We start from the raw sequence: 18,447 nt of genomic DNA on the forward strand, positions 1-18,447 counted from the left end.
TCATCACTGTTTTGGTAATAACGATGGACGGACGGCTCCTTAATCCACGCCCTTGGGTCACCTCACTAGCTGAGGTGACTTTTTTTATCACCTGATCAATGTAGTTGTTCCCTTCTGCGATATTTTCTGACGCGTATCGCGGTGAATATATTCCAGCATCCATACATATACACCGGTCGGTTGCAGTAAACCATTGATGCGGCCATCCCATTTCTTTGTCCAGTCGCGCGATTCAAATACTACTTGTCCCCAACGGTTGTATACACGGAAATGAAGGTTGTCGGCTTTGAAGGCATTCAACGGATAGAAGTAATCGTTCAGCCCGTCTCCGTTTGGCGTGAATCCGGTCGGCACCGCAATCAGGCAACTGCTGAGCACCTGCACGGGCCTGGATACACTCGCGCGGCAACCTGCTGCATTGGAAACGGTTAATGTTACGGTGTAATTGATTTCCGTTCCGGTAAGCGGATAGGTTACCGGACGTGGCTGTTGCTGCGTACTGTTCATGCCGTTGCCAAAATTCCATTCCCAGATATCGATGGGTCCTGTACTCGTGTTGACAACGCTTACGCTGTCGTCAGGACAAGCTGTTGGATCAATCGTGAAACCGGCCGTCACTTTATTGTCGAGTACAATTTGTTCGGTATGCGTGGCCGTACATCCGGGATTTGATACGGTCAGCGCTACGGTATTCGTGCTGGAAGCTGGAAGCGTAGCGGTAAACGATGCCGCAGTTGACGCAGTGGCTCCATTCAATTGCCATGACCAATTATTTACCTGATGCGCACCATCATGTGTGAAGGTGAGCTGATCCTGTTCGCAGTCATACGCGATCGTATAAGTAAACCGTGCCGATACAGTATCCCATGCCTGGAAGTTTACAGAAGTACCTGCAGGTGTCGGGCGATAACATTCACTCAAAATTGTATTACCATCGGAGCCGGTAGTAAGTTGTACGCTGTAATTGCCACCAAGTACGATTGGTGCCGAGAGCTGAAGGTTTACTTCTTTGGTCAGACCTGCTGCATCGCAGGTAGCACTCGCTCCCGTGATGTTGATGCCGGGAGGGCCGTTGAGCAAAAAGTCTGATCCGTTTGCGGCAACCGATGCACAGCGGACATTGTCATCAAAGATCAAACGCAGTGAGGTAGGCGAGCAGGTAATGGGAGCAATGCTGTTCATCTGAACCGGTGGAACAACAGGGATGGTGAAATTAAGTGTGCTGCCGGCTGGTACCGTACGCATACACGGTCCTACCAATGTATTTCCATCGGTTCCTGTTACAAATTCAAGCTGGTAGGTGCCCGGTGTCGATACCGGAGCGTCGAGCGTTAGAGTGATGGTTTGTGTGGTAGCGGGACCCGTGCAGACATTCGTTATGTCAGTGATTGTGACGGGTGCAGGGCCTGTTATTTGAAAATCACTGACGTTGATCGAACCGCAGTTAACAGGTTCAGGCAGGTTGATCGTCAATGTTGTGGGCGCACAGGAAACGGGTGCCAGCGTTCCTGCAGGAAGCGGCGGTTGTGGTGCAATGGTGAAGGAAACCGAGCTCCCTGCCGGAACACGTCGGTTACAAGTTCCGATCAGTGTATTACCATCTGTTCCGTTGTTAACAATAAGATTATAGATTCCGCTTGTGAGAATATTCCCTGATAGTTGAATGGTGATCGATGTAGTGGTCGCATTGCAATTGCCGGTGGCGCTGGTGATGGTGACGGCAGAAGGTCCGGTGATCTGGAAGTCCGAACCATCGGTAGCTATGGAAGCGCAAAGCAAGGGATCTGTAAAAGTGATGGTGATGGAATTGGGTGCGCAACCGGGATCGGGTATAGTTCCCATCGGAAGCGGCGGTTGGGGCGCAACGGTAAAGGACGTGGTTTGCGCCGCGGTCACTGATCTGTTACAGGCACCTGTCAGCGTATTGCCATCGGAACCAACGGCCATAGCGATTTGGTAATTGCCGGGTGTGAGAACGGGTCCGCTGAACGTGAGCACCACGCTTTGTGATTCACCGGCACCGTTGCAGGTGGCAGTGGCGCCGGTAACGGTCACCGTTTCGGGACCTGTTACCACAAAATCAGATCCGTTTGCGGCAAGTGTGTTGCAAAGAAATGCTTCGGGGAATTGTATGGTGATCATCGATGGTATACAGTCGGTAGGCGCATCGGCAGTTCCCATTGGCAGCGGTGTTTGCGGAGCCACTGTAAATGAAGTGGTTTGTCCGGCGGTCACGGATCTGTTGCACGCGCCTGTCAATGTATTGCCATCGGAACCATTGGCGATGGCAATTTGGTAAGTGCCGGAAGTCAGCACTGGCGCGCTGAATGTCAATGTCACTGTTTGCGATTCACCGGCTCCGTTGCAAGTGGCAGTGGCGCCGGCAATGGTTACGGCAGAGGGACCTGTTATTACAAAATCGGAGCCGTTGGCTGCGAGCGTGTTGCAAAGAAATGCTTCGGGGAATTGTATGGTGATCGAAGAAGGAGTACAATTGCCAGGTGCATTGGCCGTGCCCATAGGCAACGGCGTTTGCGCAGCTACTGTAAAGGACGTAGATTCTCCGGCATTTATACTTCTGCTGCAGGCACCGAGTAAGGTATTGCCATCTGAGCCGGTAGCCATCGTGATCTGGTAGGAGCCCGCCGCTGCGGCAGGTGTATTGAACTGCAAGGTTACGCTTTGCGTTTCGCCTGACGCATTGCAGGTAGCAGTAGCCCCCGTAATACTTATTGCCTGCGGACCGCTAATCGTAAAGTCAGAACCATTTGCCGCTAAGGTATTGCAGCGGACAGGTTCTGCAAACTGCAAGGTGATCGATGAGGGAATACAACTGGCAGGTGCATTGGCCGTGCCCATTGGCAAAGGTGCATTGGCTGTTACCGTAAACGCCGCGCTTTCACCCAAGGGGATTTCACGGGCACAGTTATCCTGTATGGTATTGCCATCTGAACCGGTGGCCATCACTACGTTGTAGGTGCCGGGCGCAAGTGGTGCAGAAAATGTAAGAAGTACCGAGTCCATGTCAAATGCGGTAGTGCAACCAAATCCCGTGGCGCTAACGATCGTTGCTCCGGCAACGGTGAAATCGGAACCATTGGCTGCAAGTGAACTACAACGCATTTTTTTATTGAAACGGACGGTAGCCTGCGTGCCATCGCAATTAATGCTGGCGGTGGTAAGGTGCGGATCCAATGGATCTGTGATTACCGCGGTGCCGCCGGTGAAGTTGAGTGAATAGCCGAAAGTGGAGGCGGTGAAATAACTCACCATCAACAGGTATTCATGTCCCACGACAAGGTTGGGCATTGAGTTGAAGCGTGGAATGCCTCCGCCCGCGCAATTGGTATTTCTGGTGCCTGCTGCCGAAGCGCCGGTACTGCCCAACTCGCCGGACCAGTTTTCGGAAATTACCCAGGTGCGGTTCGTATAAATATTACTTGGATTGCGATTGGTAATATCATAAAGTACCCAATCGTAGTCATCATTGGCGTTGACAGGCGCTATGGTAAACCCAAGCGTACCGGCTGTGTAACATGTAAAGCGATAATAAAACGGATTGACGTCTTCGTAAACGTTGTTGGTACAGTTCACCTGCAATGTCCGCCCGCTGCAGATCGGTACTCTTGTTTGTGTAAACGAAGTAGTGCCACATACGGGGAAAGCTGTTGCCGGTGTCTGGCCGAGAGCCGAACAGGTCTGGGCTTCTGATATGTTTACAATCGATAGCAGTAGCAGTATGAAAAGAAAGCAGTTTTTTAGACGCATACAGTTTTATTTGGCTGGTGTTCCGGTCAGCGCCACTCAATTTCGGTAAAATTGAGGATAGCGCAAAGAACCCTGGCTTTGGCTTTAGCAAATACCGGGCAAAACTGTGGCTATACACAATTTATCTGATGAGCGTCGATGTACCCTTTTGCAGCACTTTTTCACCGGTATCCCTGTGCGTATAGCTGAGAAACCACACATATACACCGGCTGGCTGAGGTTGTCCGTTTACCCGGCCGTCCCATTTTTCCTGCCAGTTTGCGGTGGAGAATACCATTTGTCCCCAACGGTTGAAAATACTGAAGCGCATATTCTGGGCTTTGAGGGCGTTATTGGGGAACAGGTAATCGTTAAGTCCGTCACCGTTTGGCGTAAAACCTGTGGGCACTGCGATATAACAGTTATTCAGCACGCGAAGATTCTTCCGTATTTCGTCAGAGCAGCCCAGGGCTATATTATTTACTCTCAACCGGATAGTATAAGAACGTTCGCGGTTGTCCTGGATAAATGTGAGCGGTGCAGGCGTTTGGGCGCTGGTGCTGCCTAACGCACCAAAGTCCCAGTTATAAATATCGATCAACCCTTTGCTGGTATTGACAAGTGTAAGTTTGTCTTCCGGGCAGATATCAGCGGGCATCTGGAAGTCGGCCTTCACTTCGTTGTTGAGCACGATTGTTTTGGTTACCGAATCGGAGCAAACACCATTATGTACTACAAGCTTGACATCCTGTGAACTGGTTGCGGGCAGCACTACTGTATACTGCTGTGTATTGCTTTTTTCAACGTTGCCGAATAACCAGCGCCAACTGTTTACATCATGGGCACCGTTGTGTGAAAAGGTAAGTGTATCAAATCGGCAACCCATACGATTGGTAAATGTATAATTGGCGTTAACCGTATCGGCCGTATTGAATGTAATGGGATTCGGCTGTATGATCTGCCCGCATTCATCCTGTACGGCACCGCCACCCGGACTTAACCGCGGAGTAAGTGTGTAAGTCCCTTTTGTATAAAATGGTGAGCTGACTGTAACAACGATGCCATCGGATAGCCCGTTCTGGCAGAGTGTACCTGCTGCACTGATCACATTAACGGTAGTAGGACCGGTGATGGTAAAATTGCTTCCGTCCGCTGCGATGGTGGCGCAGTTTATCTTTTTATCGAAATAGAAAAGTATGCGCGTGGCTTTGCAGGCAGGTACCTCGACTCTTTGGATGGGAATGGGTTGTGGCGTGGTATAAGTGAAGGACACCTGTTCGCCCACAGGGATTTGTCTGTCGCAGGCATCGGCCAGTGTTGTGCCGTCTGTGCCGGCCCCGATCACTAATTGATAAGCCGCGCCGGGCAATGGATTGCTGAGTGTAAGTTCTATTTCATCCATGTCGAAGCCGGTGGCACAGGTGCGGGTGGTGGCACTTGTGATGGTGGCGTTGGCGGGTACCAGGCTGAATTCCGACCCTGATCCTGTCAGGGAGGCACACTTCATTTTTTTATTCAGCTTGAGGGTGATTTTGGTGCCATCACAACTGGCGGATGCTTTGTCGAGGTGCGGGTCTTTGGGATCGGTGATGACGGCGCTGCCTCCTCCGAAAGAAAGATCATACCCACTCTGAGAATTGGTGTAGTGGCTGACCAGCAGAATGTATTCATGTCCGACGATCAGGTTCGGCGAACGGGAAAAGTTGGGTTTGCCTTCGCTTGGATCGGAGGCACATTGAATACCGTTAAAACCCGATGGGGAGGCACCCGTATTGCCCGGAGTAGCAGACCAGTTGCCTGCTACAATGATATTGCGGTTGGTGTAAACCTCATCGGGATTGAGACCGGTTATATCATAAAGCTGCCAGTCATAGTCATCGTTCGGATTGGCAGGAGAGATAATGAAATTCAGTGTGCCTGCCTGGTAGCAGGTGAATTTATACCAGAAGGGATTTTTGTTTTCATAATCAGCGTTGCCGGAACCTGAACAACCCGGAACAAACAGATCGTTCGAACTGCAGATGGGTACATTGTTCTGATGAAAAGTGGTGGTTCCGCAAACCGGAAAAGCTGTTGACGGGTTCTGACCGAGTGTGGTACAGGCCTGCGCAGTTGCCTGTTGGCTAATAGCAATGAGTATAAAGAATAAAGCAGTAGTTCGGAACAGTTTCATTTTTATCTGGTATAACTCTGTCTGACAATCACAATGGTCATTTCGTTGCCTTCAGGACAGACGGTAACGCTTGCCGGGTAAAGATAATACCCTGTTTTGCAGTTCCAATGTTAAAATAGCGCCCGCAACCCGTGAAAAATCCAGTCCGGTCATGAAACTAATTTCGTCGACCTGCAGCAAAGGTTTTTCGCGCAGCAGGTTTATTACCGCCAGTTCGTCGGGGCCGGGGTCAGGGAAAAGACAGGATGTTGCCGGTGCGGGGCCGGCACCCGCATGCCAGCCGATGACGTTGCATAAGGTGTCCGCGTTAGTGTATAAATGTGCTTTGTTGGAACGGATGAGTTCGTTGCAACCGGCACTTCGTTTATCGGTTATGCGTCCGGGCACGGCAAATATTTCCCGGTGATAATCCCAGGCAAGATCGGCAGTGATCATGCTGCCTCCGCGCAAGGCCGTTTCTATAACGACCGTGGCATCCGTTAATCCGGCAACGACCCGGTTGCGCTGCGGAAAGTTATAGCGGTCAGGCAGCGTATTACTGGGAAATTCGGTAAGCAGTCCGCCGCCATTGGTCAGCATATCGCGGGCCAGCCCGGCATGCACACCCGGATATATCCGGTCAAGACCGTGCGCCAATACGGCTACTGTCGGCAATCCGTGAACAAGGGCTTCGCGATGTGCAAGCGCATCGATGCCATAGGCTAACCCGCTTACGATCAGCGTTGATTCCCCGGCGAGGTTGCGGATAAGGTCTTTGGTAACCTGCTGACCATAATCTGTCACTCTCCGCGATCCCACAATCGACAGGGATCTGTTGTTGTTAAGGTCTGCACTGCCTTTGTAATAAAGCAGCAGCGGTGCATCATAACAATGAAGAAGCCTCTGCGGATAATCCTGATCCGTAAAAAATAATGGACGGATTCGATGCCGTTCCATAAAACGCAATTCGGCTTCCACTTCTGCAAACTGACGAAACTGACGGATGCTTGCGGCTCTGACCCGGCCGACGCCTTCAATCTTTTCCAATACATGCTCACTTACCGTAAATATTTCCCGAAGGGATAATCTCGCCAATAAAAGACGGGCCTGCACCGGACCAATCTGCGGTATACGTGTAAGTGCTATCTGGTAAACAATATCTGGATACATTGCAAACAGGATGAATGCAATGATAACATCGAAGGGAAGCGATAGCCGGATGAAAACCGGGTAATTTTATTTTAAAGGGAAGTAATTTTTAATTCAGTCCGGCGGTTGCGTGCGCGACCTTCTTCCGTTCCGTTATCCGACACTGGTCTGGTTTCACCAAATCCTTTTGCCACCAGTCTCGCTGGCGCAATACCTTTTCCTTTTATATAAGTGACCACTGCCGCCGCCCGGTTATTACTCAATTGCAGATTGTCCGCCGGCTTACCCGCATTGTCCGTATGTCCTTCGATCTGAATTTTCAGTCCCGGATTTTCTTTCAGTAATTGCACCACCTTATCCAGTTCCAATTGCGATTCAGGCCGGAGCTCCGTTTTATTTACATCGAAGAAAATGTTCTTCAACACAATGTTGGCATTCACTTCCAGGGGCTGCAACGGGATGTCTTTTCGATACGTTGAATCCGGTGCTAATTCGCGCAGCAAAAATTGATCGGAATAGAACAAGTATCCACGGCGGTTAACGGTAAACGAATAATCACGGCCCAGCGGTAAGGTTACCAGGTAATTGCCCTGCTCATCCGTTTGTACATGCGATACCGTTTCACGCGTTGCCAAATCCGTCAATTCGATTGACGAAGGCAATCCTTTACCCGTTTTTTTATCCGATACTTTGCCCTTCACCCACAAGGTGCGCACGGGCCGGATATCTTCTCTCAACTCAAAGCTGTAGATATCCAGGCCACCCCGGCTGTCGGAGCGGTCACTGGCGTAGTACGCTGTTTTTCCATCGGCCGTTACAAACAGCGTTCCTTCGTGTTTGATCGTATTGATCGGGTAACCAAGATTAAGTGCTTTGGTCCAGCCGCCACCCGGTTTTTTTCGTGTAAGAAAAATATCGTCCTCACCATATCCGGGCCAGTAGTTCGAGGTGAAATATAAGGTCTGGTTATCCGCATGCATAAACGGACATTGCTCGTCGCCGGTTGTATTGATTTCGGGACCAAGATTTTCCGGCTCGCTCCATTTACCATTTTCCCGCAGATGTGATACATATATATCGATGCCCCCGTATCCACCCGGACGGCGGCTTGCAAAATACAGGTCTTTTTTATCAGGTGAAAGGCATGGCTGCGATTCCCACTGATCGGAATTGATAAAGCCGCCCAGGTTGATTGCTTCACTCCAGCCTCCGGCTGTGCGATAGGAGATGTAGAGGTCGCAATTGCCGAATCCATCGGTACGATTGCAAGCCGTGAATACCAACCATTCACCATCCTGTGATATATTCTGTGCGCCTTCGTTGTCAGGCGTGTTCACATTACCACGCGCAGGTTGTGCGTTGGTCCATTCACCCTCTTTTTTCTGTGAGGAAAAGAAATCCTCATTTCGTCCATTAAGCCGTCTTGTAAAAATCAATTCCTGCTGATCAATGGTTAGTGAAGGAAAGTATTCAGATTCTTTTGTATTGATGGCCGGCCCCGCATTTACCGGTGCAAAATTGTATTGCCCCATCGGATGTTTCTGTGCATAGTCAACTGCGAAAGCAAAACAACGTTGCCGGTATTGCGCAGCTTTAAGTGAGTTTGGATTGCGCGGCGGACGTTTGGTGAGCAGATCGTTGATGGCAGCCAAAGCTTTTTCAAACTGACCAAGTGCTGCAACATTAATGGAGTAGGGAAGTTTATAGTCGAGCGTATAGGAGCTGTCTTTTGCAAAGGCTTCTTCGTAATACCGCACGCTTTGTCCATGATCTTTCAATTCAGCATACACGCCGGCGATGGAAAGATAGGCATCGACATAATTTTTATCGAGCGCAATGCATTGTTGCAATAACGCAATAGCATTGGGATAGGCACCGTCGTTGGCCCGTTCAATCGCCTGGTCATATAACGCTTTTGCTTTTTTATTAACGCGGCTGGGATCATATCCCTGTGCGTACACAATAAGAGACAGGAACAGGCAAGCGATGAACAGACAGTGTTTTTTCATGAACATGGTATTATCGGGTAACGAATCTAACCATTATTTATTTTAGTCAGCATCCAGTGCCCGTGTTCATGCAGTTACGGAACGTTGATATATTTATGAATCTGGAGACTGAGTTCCCATTGGGGGTTCGCTTTTATATACTCAACGATCTGCGGCGTCATTTCGCCGGCGCGGCTCCATTCCGGCTGAAGATAAAGCCGGCAGGATGGTTTTACACCGGCGGCGAACTTTTCTCCCCATGCAAAATCGGTTTTGTTATAAATAATAACTTTTAATTCGTCGGCAGCAGCTACCACTTCGGGTAATGGGGCTTTAAACTTTTTGGGAGACAAACAGATCCAGTTCCAATGTCCGCTGAGCGGTGATGAACCGGAGGTTTCAATATTAGTTTGAATGCCTGCGGCCTGAAGTGCCGAGGTCAGTTCATCCAGGTTATGCATGAGCGGCTCTCCGCCCGTGATTACTGCACGTGGGGTGCCGGAGTTTTTGGTTAGTGCTACCAGCTCTTCCACCGATTGATGGGGGTGAGCGGCTGCGTCCCAGCTTTCTTTCACATCACACCATACGCATCCCACATCGCAACCTCCCAGCCGTATGAAATAGGCCGCCGCTCCCTGGTAATAACCTTCTCCCTGGAGCGTATAAAACTGCTCCATCACTGGATAAGTAATTGCGGAAACGTTTAAATCAGGTGTTGTCGTCATTTCATTAATTCTTTGTCGCACAAGCCAGGAACGTGTTTTTCATCAGGGCAGCGATGGTCATAGGGCCTACGCCGCCGGGAACGGGCGTAATAAAGGAACTTTTCAGCGATACTCCGGTGAAATCGACGTCGCCTTTAAGACGAAATCCGCTTTTGCGGGTTGCATCTTCCACACGCGTGATTCCCACGTCGATCACTACTGCTCCTTCTTTCACCATGTCAGCTTTCACAAATTCCGGTATGCCGATGGCGGCTACGATGATATCTGCCTGGAGACAGATTTCTTTCAGGTTAACGGTATGCGAGTGACAGATGGTTACGGTACAGTTACCCGGGTTGCTGTTGCCGCTCAGGAGAATACTGATCGGGCGGCCAACGATGTTGCTGCGACCGATCACTACTGCGTGTTTGCCTTTGGTATCGATCTTATAATGTTGCAGCAGCAGCATAATGCCGTAAGGCGTGGCCGGGACAAATGTTGGCAGTCCTTCCACCATTTTCCCCACGCTGACGGGATGGAAACCGTCCACATCTTTCGAAGGAGCAATGGCGTTGATCACTTTTTTATCGTCGATATGTTTCGGCAAAGGCAGTTGTACCAGGATGCCGTCGATATCAGGGTCGAGGTTGAGTTCATCTATTTTTTCCAGCAGTGCGGATTCGGAGGTATCTCCTTCAAAGCGGATGAGGGTGGACTTAAAACCAGTTTCTTCACAGGCCTTGACTTTTGCGGCCACATAGGTTTCGCTGGCCCCGTTATTACCTACTAAAATGGCAGCGAGGTGCGGGATTTTCTTGCCTTCGTTCACGCGTTGGGCCACATCGATTTTTAAAACATCGCGAATGGCCTGGGCGGCTTTCTTACCGTCTAAAATTTCCATGCGCAAACCTACACAAAGTTTTTTTAACGTCTTTATCCGCGTGGTTTTCTAAGCCCAAATATTTTGAATACGGTACCTCCCAACTGTATTTTGGGAGAAATAATAAGTATGATAAAAAGGGCATTTCTTTTCGCAGGATTTTTTCTGACAGGTTGGGTAAGCCGTTGTCAATCATTGGTGCTGCCACCGGCGATGTTGCATTCGCTTCCTGTGGTGATGGCCAACGACGGGCCGGATATATGGGCATCCTTATCGCAGCCCGCCGGACTGGCCGGGCATGACAGATGGCAGGCAGGTGTGTTAGGCGAACAACGTTTCGGTCTGGCAGCATTAACCGATTATCTCGGCGGTGTAATTGTGCCAGCCGGAAAAGGCAGTTTCGCACTGCAATGGCGGATGCAGGGTCGGGCGTTGTTCAACTGGCAGCAAGCATGTCTTGCATACGGCAGGCCTTTGGGTAACACGGTAGATGTCGGCGTCGGATTCCGCTACACCCGTACGCGTATAAGCGAATATGGCCGTGCGGGTGTGGCAGATGCCATGCTCGGGCTGCTCTTCAGGCTTTCCGGGAAAGTGAACAGCGATATCTATGTATCCTATGTGCCGCCTGGTTCAGCTAATGTTGCATTGGTACGATCCGTATACAGGTTGGGTATGTCATACAGGGTAACGGAAGAAGCGGCATTCGGCTGTGTGATGCTGGCGGTAAATAGTATGAAGCCAGATCTGTTGACGGCAGTTGATTATTGCATAAAAAAATATCTGCGTTTACGTTTTTCCTTTTCTGCCTTGCGTGGAAGCTGGGGATTGAGTATGGCCTGGAATAAAGGTGGCTGCAGGGTGGATGCATTTACGTCGCATCACATGCGTCTTGGTTTATCGCCGGGAGTTGGAATTGTTTATCAGGGAAAACCAACCAATGGAGAATGAAAAAGTTGTTGATCACAGGATGTTTGGTGGGTGGATGTCTGATCGGTTACGGGCAGGAACTGCCGGCTGGTATGTCAAATCAATTAGAACAAATGGCCGAAGCAGATGAAAGTTTGTTAGCAGATGCGGATGGTTTGTTGTTGCAGTGGCAATATTACCAGCGGCATCCGTTAAACATCAACGCATCGGGGGCTGCGGAGTGGCGCGAATTACAGGTGTTGGATGAAAAAGAGATTCAGCAGGTGTTGCGTTACCGGCAATTGATGGGAGATTTTATCAGCGTATATGAGATGCTGGCAGTTCCTGGTCTGGAACGCGAAAAAATCAGGCAGCTACTTCCGTTGATCTGTGTGCGTCCGGTATTGGAGCGACCGTCTTTTACAGCCGGACAACATTTGATAGTGTTGCAGGCGGCAGGAGCGTTGTCCATGACGAATGCGCAACGGAAAGATCAATCATCCTACCTGGGAAGTCCGTTACGATTGCTTGTGAGATACAAATACACCGATGCGGGATGGCAATGGGGCCTGACAGGGGAGAAGGATAGTGGCGAACAGTTTTTCCGTGGAAAACAAAAAAGTGGGTTCGACTTTTATTCTTTTCATGTATTTAAAAAAGGCAACGGACTGCTGTCTGGCCTGGCACTTGGTGACTATTCCGTCAGCATGGGGCAGGGGCTGGTCCATTGGCAAGGTATCGGTTGGGGCAAAGGGGCATCGGCAGCGCCTGTGGCGAAGCGCAATGCGTTAGTCCGTGCATATACCGGTACAGGAGAAAGCAGGTTTATGAGGGGCACCGCAGCCGTGTTGAGAAAGGGAAATTGTGAAGCAGCGATGTTCGCATCGATGCGATCGTTGGATGCAGGCATTACCGGTGATACCATGGGGTTTTCCTCCTTTATCACTTCAGGTTATCATCGTACGGCAAGGGAATTGATGAATAAGGGAAATCTCCGTCAACTTTCTGCAGGTGTGGTAATGCGCTATCAATTGCCTTCGTTACAGATAGGGGTCAATGCGATCGGTCATCTGTATAATCGTTCATTACAAAAACGTGATGTGCCCTACAATCTTTACGCGCAGACAGGAGACCGCTGGTATAATCTGAGCATTGATCATGCAGGGACGGTAAAAAACATACACTATTACGGAGAGTTGGCCGTGGATCCGCAGGGTGATCTTGCGGTGTTGCAAGGCTTGCTTATCAGTGTAGGAAGAGAAATGGATTTTTCGTTTGTGTACAGACGGATTCCTCCGGCATACCAGGCACCGGGCGGGCAAGCTTTTACAGAGAGCAGCAGCGTGAGTAATGAAACCGGGTTATTTGGCGGTGTGGTATTGAAACCCTCGTCTGGTTGGAAGATGGAATGTTATGCTGATGTCTTCCGGTTTCCATGGTTGAAATACAACGTTCACGCACCTTCTGCCGGCAAAGATTTTTTTATTCAGCTTACGCATACGCCTGCCAAAGGGATAGAGCATTATCTGCGGTTCAGGGCACAAACAATTGAGAGAAATTTTACATCATTCTCCGAAATGCGAACGCTGTTGACGCGGTATACACTGCGTTGCCACCTTGCGTTAATGGTAAATAAACTGTTACAGCTTCGTCAGCGTTCGGAAATGTTGTGGTATGATCCGGGCGGAACGGCGGCAGAAACGGGTTATGCTGTTTTTGTTGAAGCGTTGCTTCGTCCCAAAATGAAACCCTGGTCGCTGAGCGTTCGTGTGCAATATTATCAGACCGAAGGGTATAACTCCCGCATCTACGCTTACGAACAAGATCTTCCCTACAACTATGGAATCCCTGCGGTATATGGAAGTGGGTATCGCTGGAATGTAGTGACAGATTATGACCTGACGAAACAGTTGTCGGTGGCGGTAAGATGCGCCGGACATTTACGGGCAGGAACAGTTGCCGCAATTACGAACGGGCCGCTTCCGGTGACGGTGGCTGTGCAGGTCCGTGGTCGATTTTAATATAGTGGTGGTTTTCGGGTCTATGAGAACGGTATGTTACGAGCCCAAATGCGTGAGATAAAGATGAGTAAAAAAGAAGCTATGACTGCGTTAACCGCAGTGCCTGATGCGATTAACGTCTGGTGAAGGACCGCACCGGCCTCTTGGCAGCAAATAACGGGGTGGAAACTTATAGAAAGCATTAACGCACACGGCGGGCAGTGGCCGTCCTTTTTTTGTATATTTATAGCAAAATATTAAATCATGCGTTTAGGCTTTTTATTAGCAGGCATGTTCCTGGTACAGTGTGCGCAGGGACAGACCCCCACAGGTACCGGTGGTAGCAATAATGCAACTACTGTATCTGAACTCAACCGGATGATCAATGGTCGTCCTGCCACTATATTAGATAGAACCGATGTTGACGGAAGTCCTTATTTGTTCAACGACTATTCCGAGGGATTTGTAAAAGTTCGCGGTGGCCAGACCTATCAATCGGTGAAGTTGCGTTTTGAGGTCATGAACAATGAATTGCAGTTTATCCAGGATGGCAAAGAAATGGTGATGCCCGATGTGGACTCTGCTGCCTACCTGGCCATAGCTGAGGGCGGTGCCAAAATTTCAACCGTATTGAAAAGCGGTTATCCGGCTATTGACGGTCATACAACAAACTCATTGTATGAAATATTGGCTTCAGGTCCAAAAGTTCATTTATTGAAATTTCACAGATGTTACATCACAGAACAGAAAAGAATGGGTGTGCCGGATAAAAAAGAATTTGTGAAGGATGCAGACTACTATATTTATATTCCTGCAACAGGTTCAATCAAAAAAGTGAAGCTGAGTAAAAAGGAAATTGAAGAAGCATTGTCTGGTGTTCCGGAAGCAGCTAAAACTGCCGAGGAGCAAAAAACAAACTTTAAAAAAGAAGCGGGTGTGCGCAGTCTTGTTGCAGCCGTCAACGGAAAGTAACGTCGTATCGTTGGGTTTAAAACTAGGTAACACGCGCTGGTTGGCCTAACTTTGAAAAAAAATGTTATGACAGATCAGCAACAGCCCAATCAGCTCAACATAGAGATCTCGGAAGAAACGGCGGAAGGTACTTATGCCAACCTGGCAATTATTACGCATTCGCATGCGGAATTTGTAATCGACTTTGTGAACGTGATGCCCGGAACTCCGAAAAGTAAAGTGAAATCCCGTATCATCTTTACGCCTCAACATGCAAAGCGATTCATGAAAGCGATGATTGAGAATATCAATAAATATGAATCGGTGAATGGCACTATCAAAGACCTGGAGGAAATCCAGGTGCCGTTGAACTTCGGCGGTCCTACTGCACAAGCCTGACAAATTTTACGGATAGTATTACACTGATAAAAACACAACCCCGTCAAAAAACGACGGGGTTGTGTTTTTTAAGACGTAATCATGTAACTGGTTCTTCACATCAGATCAATCCTTTATCTGCAAAGCTGTAATAACCGGAATCGCTGACGATGAGATGATCGAGTACGCGGATATCCAGCAATCCTGCGGCCTGTACCAGCTTTTGTGTCAGTTCTTCATCTGCCCGGCTGGGCTTTAGGTTGCCGGACGGATGATTATGACAAAGGATCAAACTTGTGGCGTTGCCTGTCAAGGCCTTTTTAAAAATGACCCTTGGGTCGGCGATGGTAGCGGTGATGCCTCCTTCGCTGACTATTTCGAAGCGGATGATCTTGTTGGCGCGGTTGAGCAGCAGCAGTCCGAACACCTCGTGTGTCAGGTCTTTCAGCTTGATCTGCAGCCATTCCGCCGCATCCCTGCTGCTCTTTACCGGCTTCTCTTCACCCGGTTCCAGTTCTGCCACCTGGCGCCTTCGCCCCAGTTCGAGGGCGGCTATCAGGCTGATGGCCGCTACCTGGCCCAGTCCGGTAGCGTGGGTAATGTCGCTGATGGTCAGCTTGCCCAGACCGGCGACATTGTCTTTTGCCAGTCGCATGACGTCCTGGGCCAGTTCCAGGGCATTTTTCTGCCTGTTCCCTTTACGGATGAGAATAGCCAGCAACTCGGCATTACTCAGCCTCGGCGCCCCTAACATTAGTAATTTTTCTCTTGGTTGGTCGTCTTTTGCCCAATCCTTTATTGCGTATTTCTGCTCTTGCATGAAACTAAATTAGGGTCTACTTTTACTCTTTCAATGGTCTTTACACCACCATTGTTCACGATTTTCCTTTTTCGAAAAACCAAATATCCAGATCATGAAAAATCGCGCTTTCCCCGCCATGGGTGCTTTTCACCCGCTGTTTTTTTTCGTTACCGTTTATGTGGTAGCCTTGTTTCTGTCTATTTTTATCTGTTCCTCCATCTTCTACAGTCTTCAGGATGAAAACGGCGAGGCCCAGAATTCTTCTCATTCAACACCCTCGATGACGATCAAGAAAGATCTGCCTTTACAGGTCAGCACTGCGGCTGTTGCCCTCCGGTAATCTTTTTCTTGATTTTCCGGACATCCGGGAAGGCGGATTGGGCTGATAGTAATATCTTCGCCCCCCAAAGGGGCAAACCCCGCATACATTGTTTTCCCATGGAATCAGCCAAAATTTTTGCCGGAACCGGCTCTCAACACCTGGCCGCGGAAATCTGTAAACGTTACGGAACCCAGCCTGGAAAAGTCCATGTACAGCGCTTCAGCGACGGAGAGATTTCTCCGAGTTTTCTCGAAAGTGTCCGCGGTGATTATGTTTTTCTGGTACAGAGTACCTATTCGCCGGCCGAGAACTTTATGGAATTGCTGCTGATGATCGATGCGGCCCGCCGTGCATCTGCTTACAAGGTTATCGCTGTCATCCCGTATTATGGTTATGCCCGCCAGGACCGGAAAGACCGCCCCCGGGTGGCCATCGGTAGTAAGCTGGTAGCCAATATGTTAACTGCCGCCGGAGCAGATCGGGTCATTACCATGGACCTCCACGCTCCCCAGATTCAGGGTTATTTCGACATCCCGGTGGATCACCTCGACAGTCATGCAGTTTTTATCCCCTACGTAGAGAATTTAAAGCTGGAAAACCTTACCTTTGCGGCCCCCGACGTGGGCGCTACCAACCGTATCCGGGAGATAGCAAGCTACTTCGGAGCGGAAATGGTAATCTGCGACAAGCACCGTAAACGTGCCAACGAGATTGCCAGCATGGTGGTAATCGGTGATGTAACCGGCAAAGACATCGTTATTATTGACGATATCTGCGATACCGGCGGTACACTGGCAAAAAGCGCGGCACTGCTCAAAGAAAAAGGAGCACGCAGCGTAAGAGCCCTGATCACCCACCCCGTGTTGAGTGGCAAGGCATATGAGAATATCGAGAACAGTGTCCTGGAAGAACTGGTAGTGTGTGATACCATTCCGGTTCAGCCCGAAAAAGGCAGCAAGATCAAAGTGATTTCCGTAGCAGAACTTTTTGCAGTAGCTATCCGGAATGCTTTTGAAAATAAAAGTATCACCAGCCTGTTTGTGCATTCGCAACGCCGCCAGAGCCTGTAACAGCGCAATTTTTTTATTTATAATAACCTGCGGTAATTTTTTACGGCAGGGCAAAACAAACAACAATGAAAACAATTACTATCGAAGGACAACTGAGGACCGCCTTTGGCAAAGGAGCCACCCGCCAACTGCGCTCTCAGGATCTGGTGCCTGGTGTAATTTATGGGGGTGCGGCTGAAGTGAATTTCACTGCTCCGGCTGCTGCGTTCAAAAACCTGGTATACACGCCCAGCTTCCAGATTGCAGAAGTTAGCGTTGACGGTAAAACTTACCGCACGATCCTGAAAGATCTTCAGTTCGACAAAGTAACTGACCGTTTGATCCACATCGATCTGCTGGAACTGGTAGAAGACAAAAAAGTTGTCGCTACTATTCCGCTGAAGTTCGTGGGTACTTCCAAAGGTGTGAAAGAAGGTGGTCGTTTCGTGGCTAAATTCAAGTCACTGAAAGTGAAAACCTATCCCAAGTTCCTGCAGGAGCAGATCGAAGTTCCTATTGACGACCTGGAACTGAACGGTAACATCCGTGTAGAAGATGTGAAAGCTGATAACTACGAAGTACTGAACTCTCCCCGTATTCCTATCGCTTCTGTGGTGATGACCCGCCAGTTGAAGCAGGAAGAAGCCGCTGCAGAGAAAGGAAAAAAATAAGCTGCAATAGCAAAAGAAGCCCCGCCCGCCCGGCGGGGTTTTTTTATGCCGGATTTCCAGATTAACTTGCAAGCGGTTTCAGTTTTTAAAATTAACCCATGAAGTTTCTTCTGATCGGGTTGGGCAATATCGGAAATGAATATGCCCACACCCGGCACAATATAGGTTTTGATGTAGTCAATGCTTTTGTCCAGAAACATGGCGGGAGCTTCCGGTCAGACAGGCTGGCATATGTAGCCGATGTAAAATGGAAAGGCAAAATATTTATCTGCATTTGTCCCACCACTTATATGAATCTCAGCGGCAAAGCCGTTAAATATTGGGTGGATAAAGAAAAAATAGCGTTGGAAAATACTTTGACCATTGTGGACGATCTGGCGCTTCCGCTCTCCCGTATGCGGCTGCGGGCAGATGGCAGCGATGCCGGTCATAATGGCCTTCGCAGTATGCAGGAATTGCTGGGCACGACAGCCTACCCACGGTTGCGTTTCGGGATAGGTAACGACTATCCCAAAGGCATGCAGGCCGACTTTGTATTGGGAAAATGGAAGAAAGAAGAGGAACCCCTTGTCCTGCATAAAATAGGGAAGTCGGTTGAAACGATCGAAACTTTTGCCACCAGGGGCATAACCGCCGCCATGAATGAAATAAACCATAAGGATTTTTCATTATGAGATGTCCCGGCGATTACTTAATTTAGCGCCCCCGTCTGTTTCCGGAAATCCAGTAGCAATAATGATGAACT

General features: G+C 49.2%; 15 protein-coding genes. 8 read left to right on the plus strand and 7 right to left on the minus strand.

Annotated elements, in window-relative coordinates; translation table 11 throughout:
* Positions 1-87 precede the first annotated feature (87 nt).
* From H608_RS0115185 to H608_RS0115210, 6 genes are all read right to left on the minus strand, one after another.
* A complete protein-coding gene (locus tag H608_RS0115185) occupies positions 88-3,768 on the minus strand; it encodes a T9SS type B sorting domain-containing protein (protein WP_081658911.1) in 3,681 nt (1,226 codons plus the stop codon).
* A gap of 121 nt (positions 3,769-3,889) precedes the next feature.
* Entirely contained in the window at positions 3,890-5,920 is a 2,031-nt protein-coding gene (locus tag H608_RS0115190) for a T9SS type B sorting domain-containing protein (protein WP_051268365.1), read from the minus strand.
* Positions 5,921-5,971: 51 nt separating this feature from the next.
* Positions 5,972-7,069: a DNA-processing protein DprA gene (gene dprA, locus H608_RS0115195; RefSeq protein WP_028788427.1), complete on the minus strand. Its 1,098-nt coding sequence runs from the start codon at positions 7,067-7,069 to the stop codon at positions 5,972-5,974.
* Positions 7,070-7,140: 71 nt separating this feature from the next.
* Positions 7,141-9,057, minus strand: a complete 1,917-nt coding sequence (locus H608_RS0115200; protein ID WP_038008751.1) for an OmpA family protein — start codon at positions 9,055-9,057, stop codon at positions 7,141-7,143.
* Positions 9,058-9,131: 74 nt separating this feature from the next.
* The gene (locus tag H608_RS0115205; RefSeq protein WP_081658912.1) at positions 9,132-9,713 is read right to left on the minus strand and encodes a 7-carboxy-7-deazaguanine synthase QueE; all 582 of its coding nucleotides are present in this window, start codon (positions 9,711-9,713) and stop codon (positions 9,132-9,134) included.
* A gap of 52 nt (positions 9,714-9,765) precedes the next feature.
* On the minus strand, positions 9,766-10,641 hold the full coding sequence (locus H608_RS0115210) for a bifunctional 5,10-methylenetetrahydrofolate dehydrogenase/5,10-methenyltetrahydrofolate cyclohydrolase (protein WP_028788430.1): 876 nt from the start codon (positions 10,639-10,641) through the stop codon (positions 9,766-9,768).
* A gap of 108 nt (positions 10,642-10,749) precedes the next feature.
* Here H608_RS0115210 and H608_RS0115215 point away from each other — a divergent pair, with 108 nt between their 5' ends.
* The 4 genes from H608_RS0115215 (at position 10,750) to H608_RS0115235 (ending at position 14,879) form a co-directional block, all read left to right on the plus strand.
* A complete protein-coding gene (locus H608_RS0115215; protein ID WP_028788431.1) occupies positions 10,750-11,571 on the plus strand; it encodes a hypothetical protein in 822 nt (273 codons plus the stop codon).
* Positions 11,568-13,550 carry a ComEA family DNA-binding protein gene (locus tag H608_RS0115220; protein ID WP_028788432.1) on the plus strand — a complete coding sequence of 661 codons (1,983 nt, stop codon included), beginning with the start codon at positions 11,568-11,570 and terminating at the stop codon, positions 13,548-13,550. The genes H608_RS0115215 and H608_RS0115220 overlap by 4 nt, the downstream gene beginning before the upstream one ends.
* 243 nt (positions 13,551-13,793) lie before the next feature.
* A complete protein-coding gene (locus H608_RS0115230) occupies positions 13,794-14,501 on the plus strand; it encodes a hypothetical protein (RefSeq protein WP_028788433.1) in 708 nt (235 codons plus the stop codon).
* Between the two features lie 66 nt (positions 14,502-14,567).
* Entirely contained in the window at positions 14,568-14,879 is a 312-nt protein-coding gene (locus H608_RS0115235; protein ID WP_028788434.1) for a DUF3467 domain-containing protein, read from the plus strand.
* Between the two features lie 100 nt (positions 14,880-14,979).
* On the opposite strand, the gene radC is transcribed toward H608_RS0115235, so the two are convergent.
* Positions 14,980-15,678 (minus strand): RadC family protein, encoded by a 699-nt coding sequence (radC, locus tag H608_RS0115240; protein WP_028788435.1) that lies wholly within the window; start codon positions 15,676-15,678, stop codon positions 14,980-14,982.
* A gap of 94 nt (positions 15,679-15,772) precedes the next feature.
* Between radC and H608_RS24445 the strand changes: the two genes are divergently transcribed.
* The 4 genes from H608_RS24445 to pth all read left to right on the plus strand — a co-directional run bounded on the left by H608_RS24445 (position 15,773) and on the right by pth (position 18,376).
* Positions 15,773-16,000 (plus strand): hypothetical protein, encoded by a 228-nt coding sequence (locus H608_RS24445; protein WP_155990197.1) that lies wholly within the window; start codon positions 15,773-15,775, stop codon positions 15,998-16,000.
* A gap of 98 nt (positions 16,001-16,098) precedes the next feature.
* Positions 16,099-17,052, plus strand: coding sequence for a ribose-phosphate diphosphokinase (locus H608_RS0115255; RefSeq protein ID WP_028788437.1), 954 nt, complete (start codon positions 16,099-16,101; stop codon positions 17,050-17,052).
* 65 nt (positions 17,053-17,117) lie between these two features.
* Positions 17,118-17,702, plus strand: a complete 585-nt coding sequence (locus tag H608_RS0115260; RefSeq protein WP_028788438.1) for a 50S ribosomal protein L25 — start codon at positions 17,118-17,120, stop codon at positions 17,700-17,702.
* A 98-nt stretch (positions 17,703-17,800) separates the two neighbouring features.
* On the plus strand, positions 17,801-18,376 hold the full coding sequence (gene pth / locus H608_RS0115265; RefSeq protein ID WP_028788439.1) for an aminoacyl-tRNA hydrolase: 576 nt from the start codon (positions 17,801-17,803) through the stop codon (positions 18,374-18,376).
* Positions 18,377-18,447: the final 71 nt, after the last annotated feature.

The organism is Terrimonas ferruginea DSM 30193, assembly GCF_000425585.1.
GTDB classification, from domain to species: domain Bacteria; phylum Bacteroidota; class Bacteroidia; order Chitinophagales; family Chitinophagaceae; genus Terrimonas; species Terrimonas ferruginea.

What these genes read in the sequence shown, in the direction of transcription:
- H608_RS0115215 (WP_028788431.1), top strand. Translation starts at nt 10,750, where the DNA reads ATGATAAAAAGGGCATTTCTTTTCGCAGGATTTTTTCTGACAGGTTGG.
- H608_RS0115235 (WP_028788434.1), top strand. Translation starts at nt 14,568, where the DNA reads ATGACAGATCAGCAACAGCCCAATCAGCTCAACATAGAGATCTCGGAA.
- radC (WP_028788435.1), bottom strand. Translation starts at nt 15,678, where the DNA reads ATGCAAGAGCAGAAATACGCAATAAAGGATTGGGCAAAAGACGACCAA.
- H608_RS0115185 (WP_081658911.1), bottom strand. Translation starts at nt 3,768, where the DNA reads ATGCGTCTAAAAAACTGCTTTCTTTTCATACTGCTACTGCTATCGATT.
- H608_RS0115190 (WP_051268365.1), bottom strand. Translation starts at nt 5,920, where the DNA reads ATGAAACTGTTCCGAACTACTGCTTTATTCTTTATACTCATTGCTATT.
- H608_RS0115210 (WP_028788430.1), bottom strand. Translation starts at nt 10,641, where the DNA reads ATGGAAATTTTAGACGGTAAGAAAGCCGCCCAGGCCATTCGCGATGTT.
- H608_RS0115255 (WP_028788437.1), top strand. Translation starts at nt 16,099, where the DNA reads ATGGAATCAGCCAAAATTTTTGCCGGAACCGGCTCTCAACACCTGGCC.
- pth (WP_028788439.1), top strand. Translation starts at nt 17,801, where the DNA reads ATGAAGTTTCTTCTGATCGGGTTGGGCAATATCGGAAATGAATATGCC.
- H608_RS0115230 (WP_028788433.1), top strand. Translation starts at nt 13,794, where the DNA reads ATGCGTTTAGGCTTTTTATTAGCAGGCATGTTCCTGGTACAGTGTGCG.
- dprA (WP_028788427.1), bottom strand. Translation starts at nt 7,069, where the DNA reads ATGTATCCAGATATTGTTTACCAGATAGCACTTACACGTATACCGCAG.
- H608_RS0115205 (WP_081658912.1), bottom strand. Translation starts at nt 9,713, where the DNA reads ATGGAGCAGTTTTATACGCTCCAGGGAGAAGGTTATTACCAGGGAGCG.
- H608_RS0115220 (WP_028788432.1), top strand. Translation starts at nt 11,568, where the DNA reads ATGAAAAAGTTGTTGATCACAGGATGTTTGGTGGGTGGATGTCTGATC.
- H608_RS24445 (WP_155990197.1), top strand. Translation starts at nt 15,773, where the DNA reads ATGAAAAATCGCGCTTTCCCCGCCATGGGTGCTTTTCACCCGCTGTTT.
- H608_RS0115200 (WP_038008751.1), bottom strand. Translation starts at nt 9,057, where the DNA reads ATGAAAAAACACTGTCTGTTCATCGCTTGCCTGTTCCTGTCTCTTATT.
- H608_RS0115260 (WP_028788438.1), top strand. Translation starts at nt 17,118, where the DNA reads ATGAAAACAATTACTATCGAAGGACAACTGAGGACCGCCTTTGGCAAA.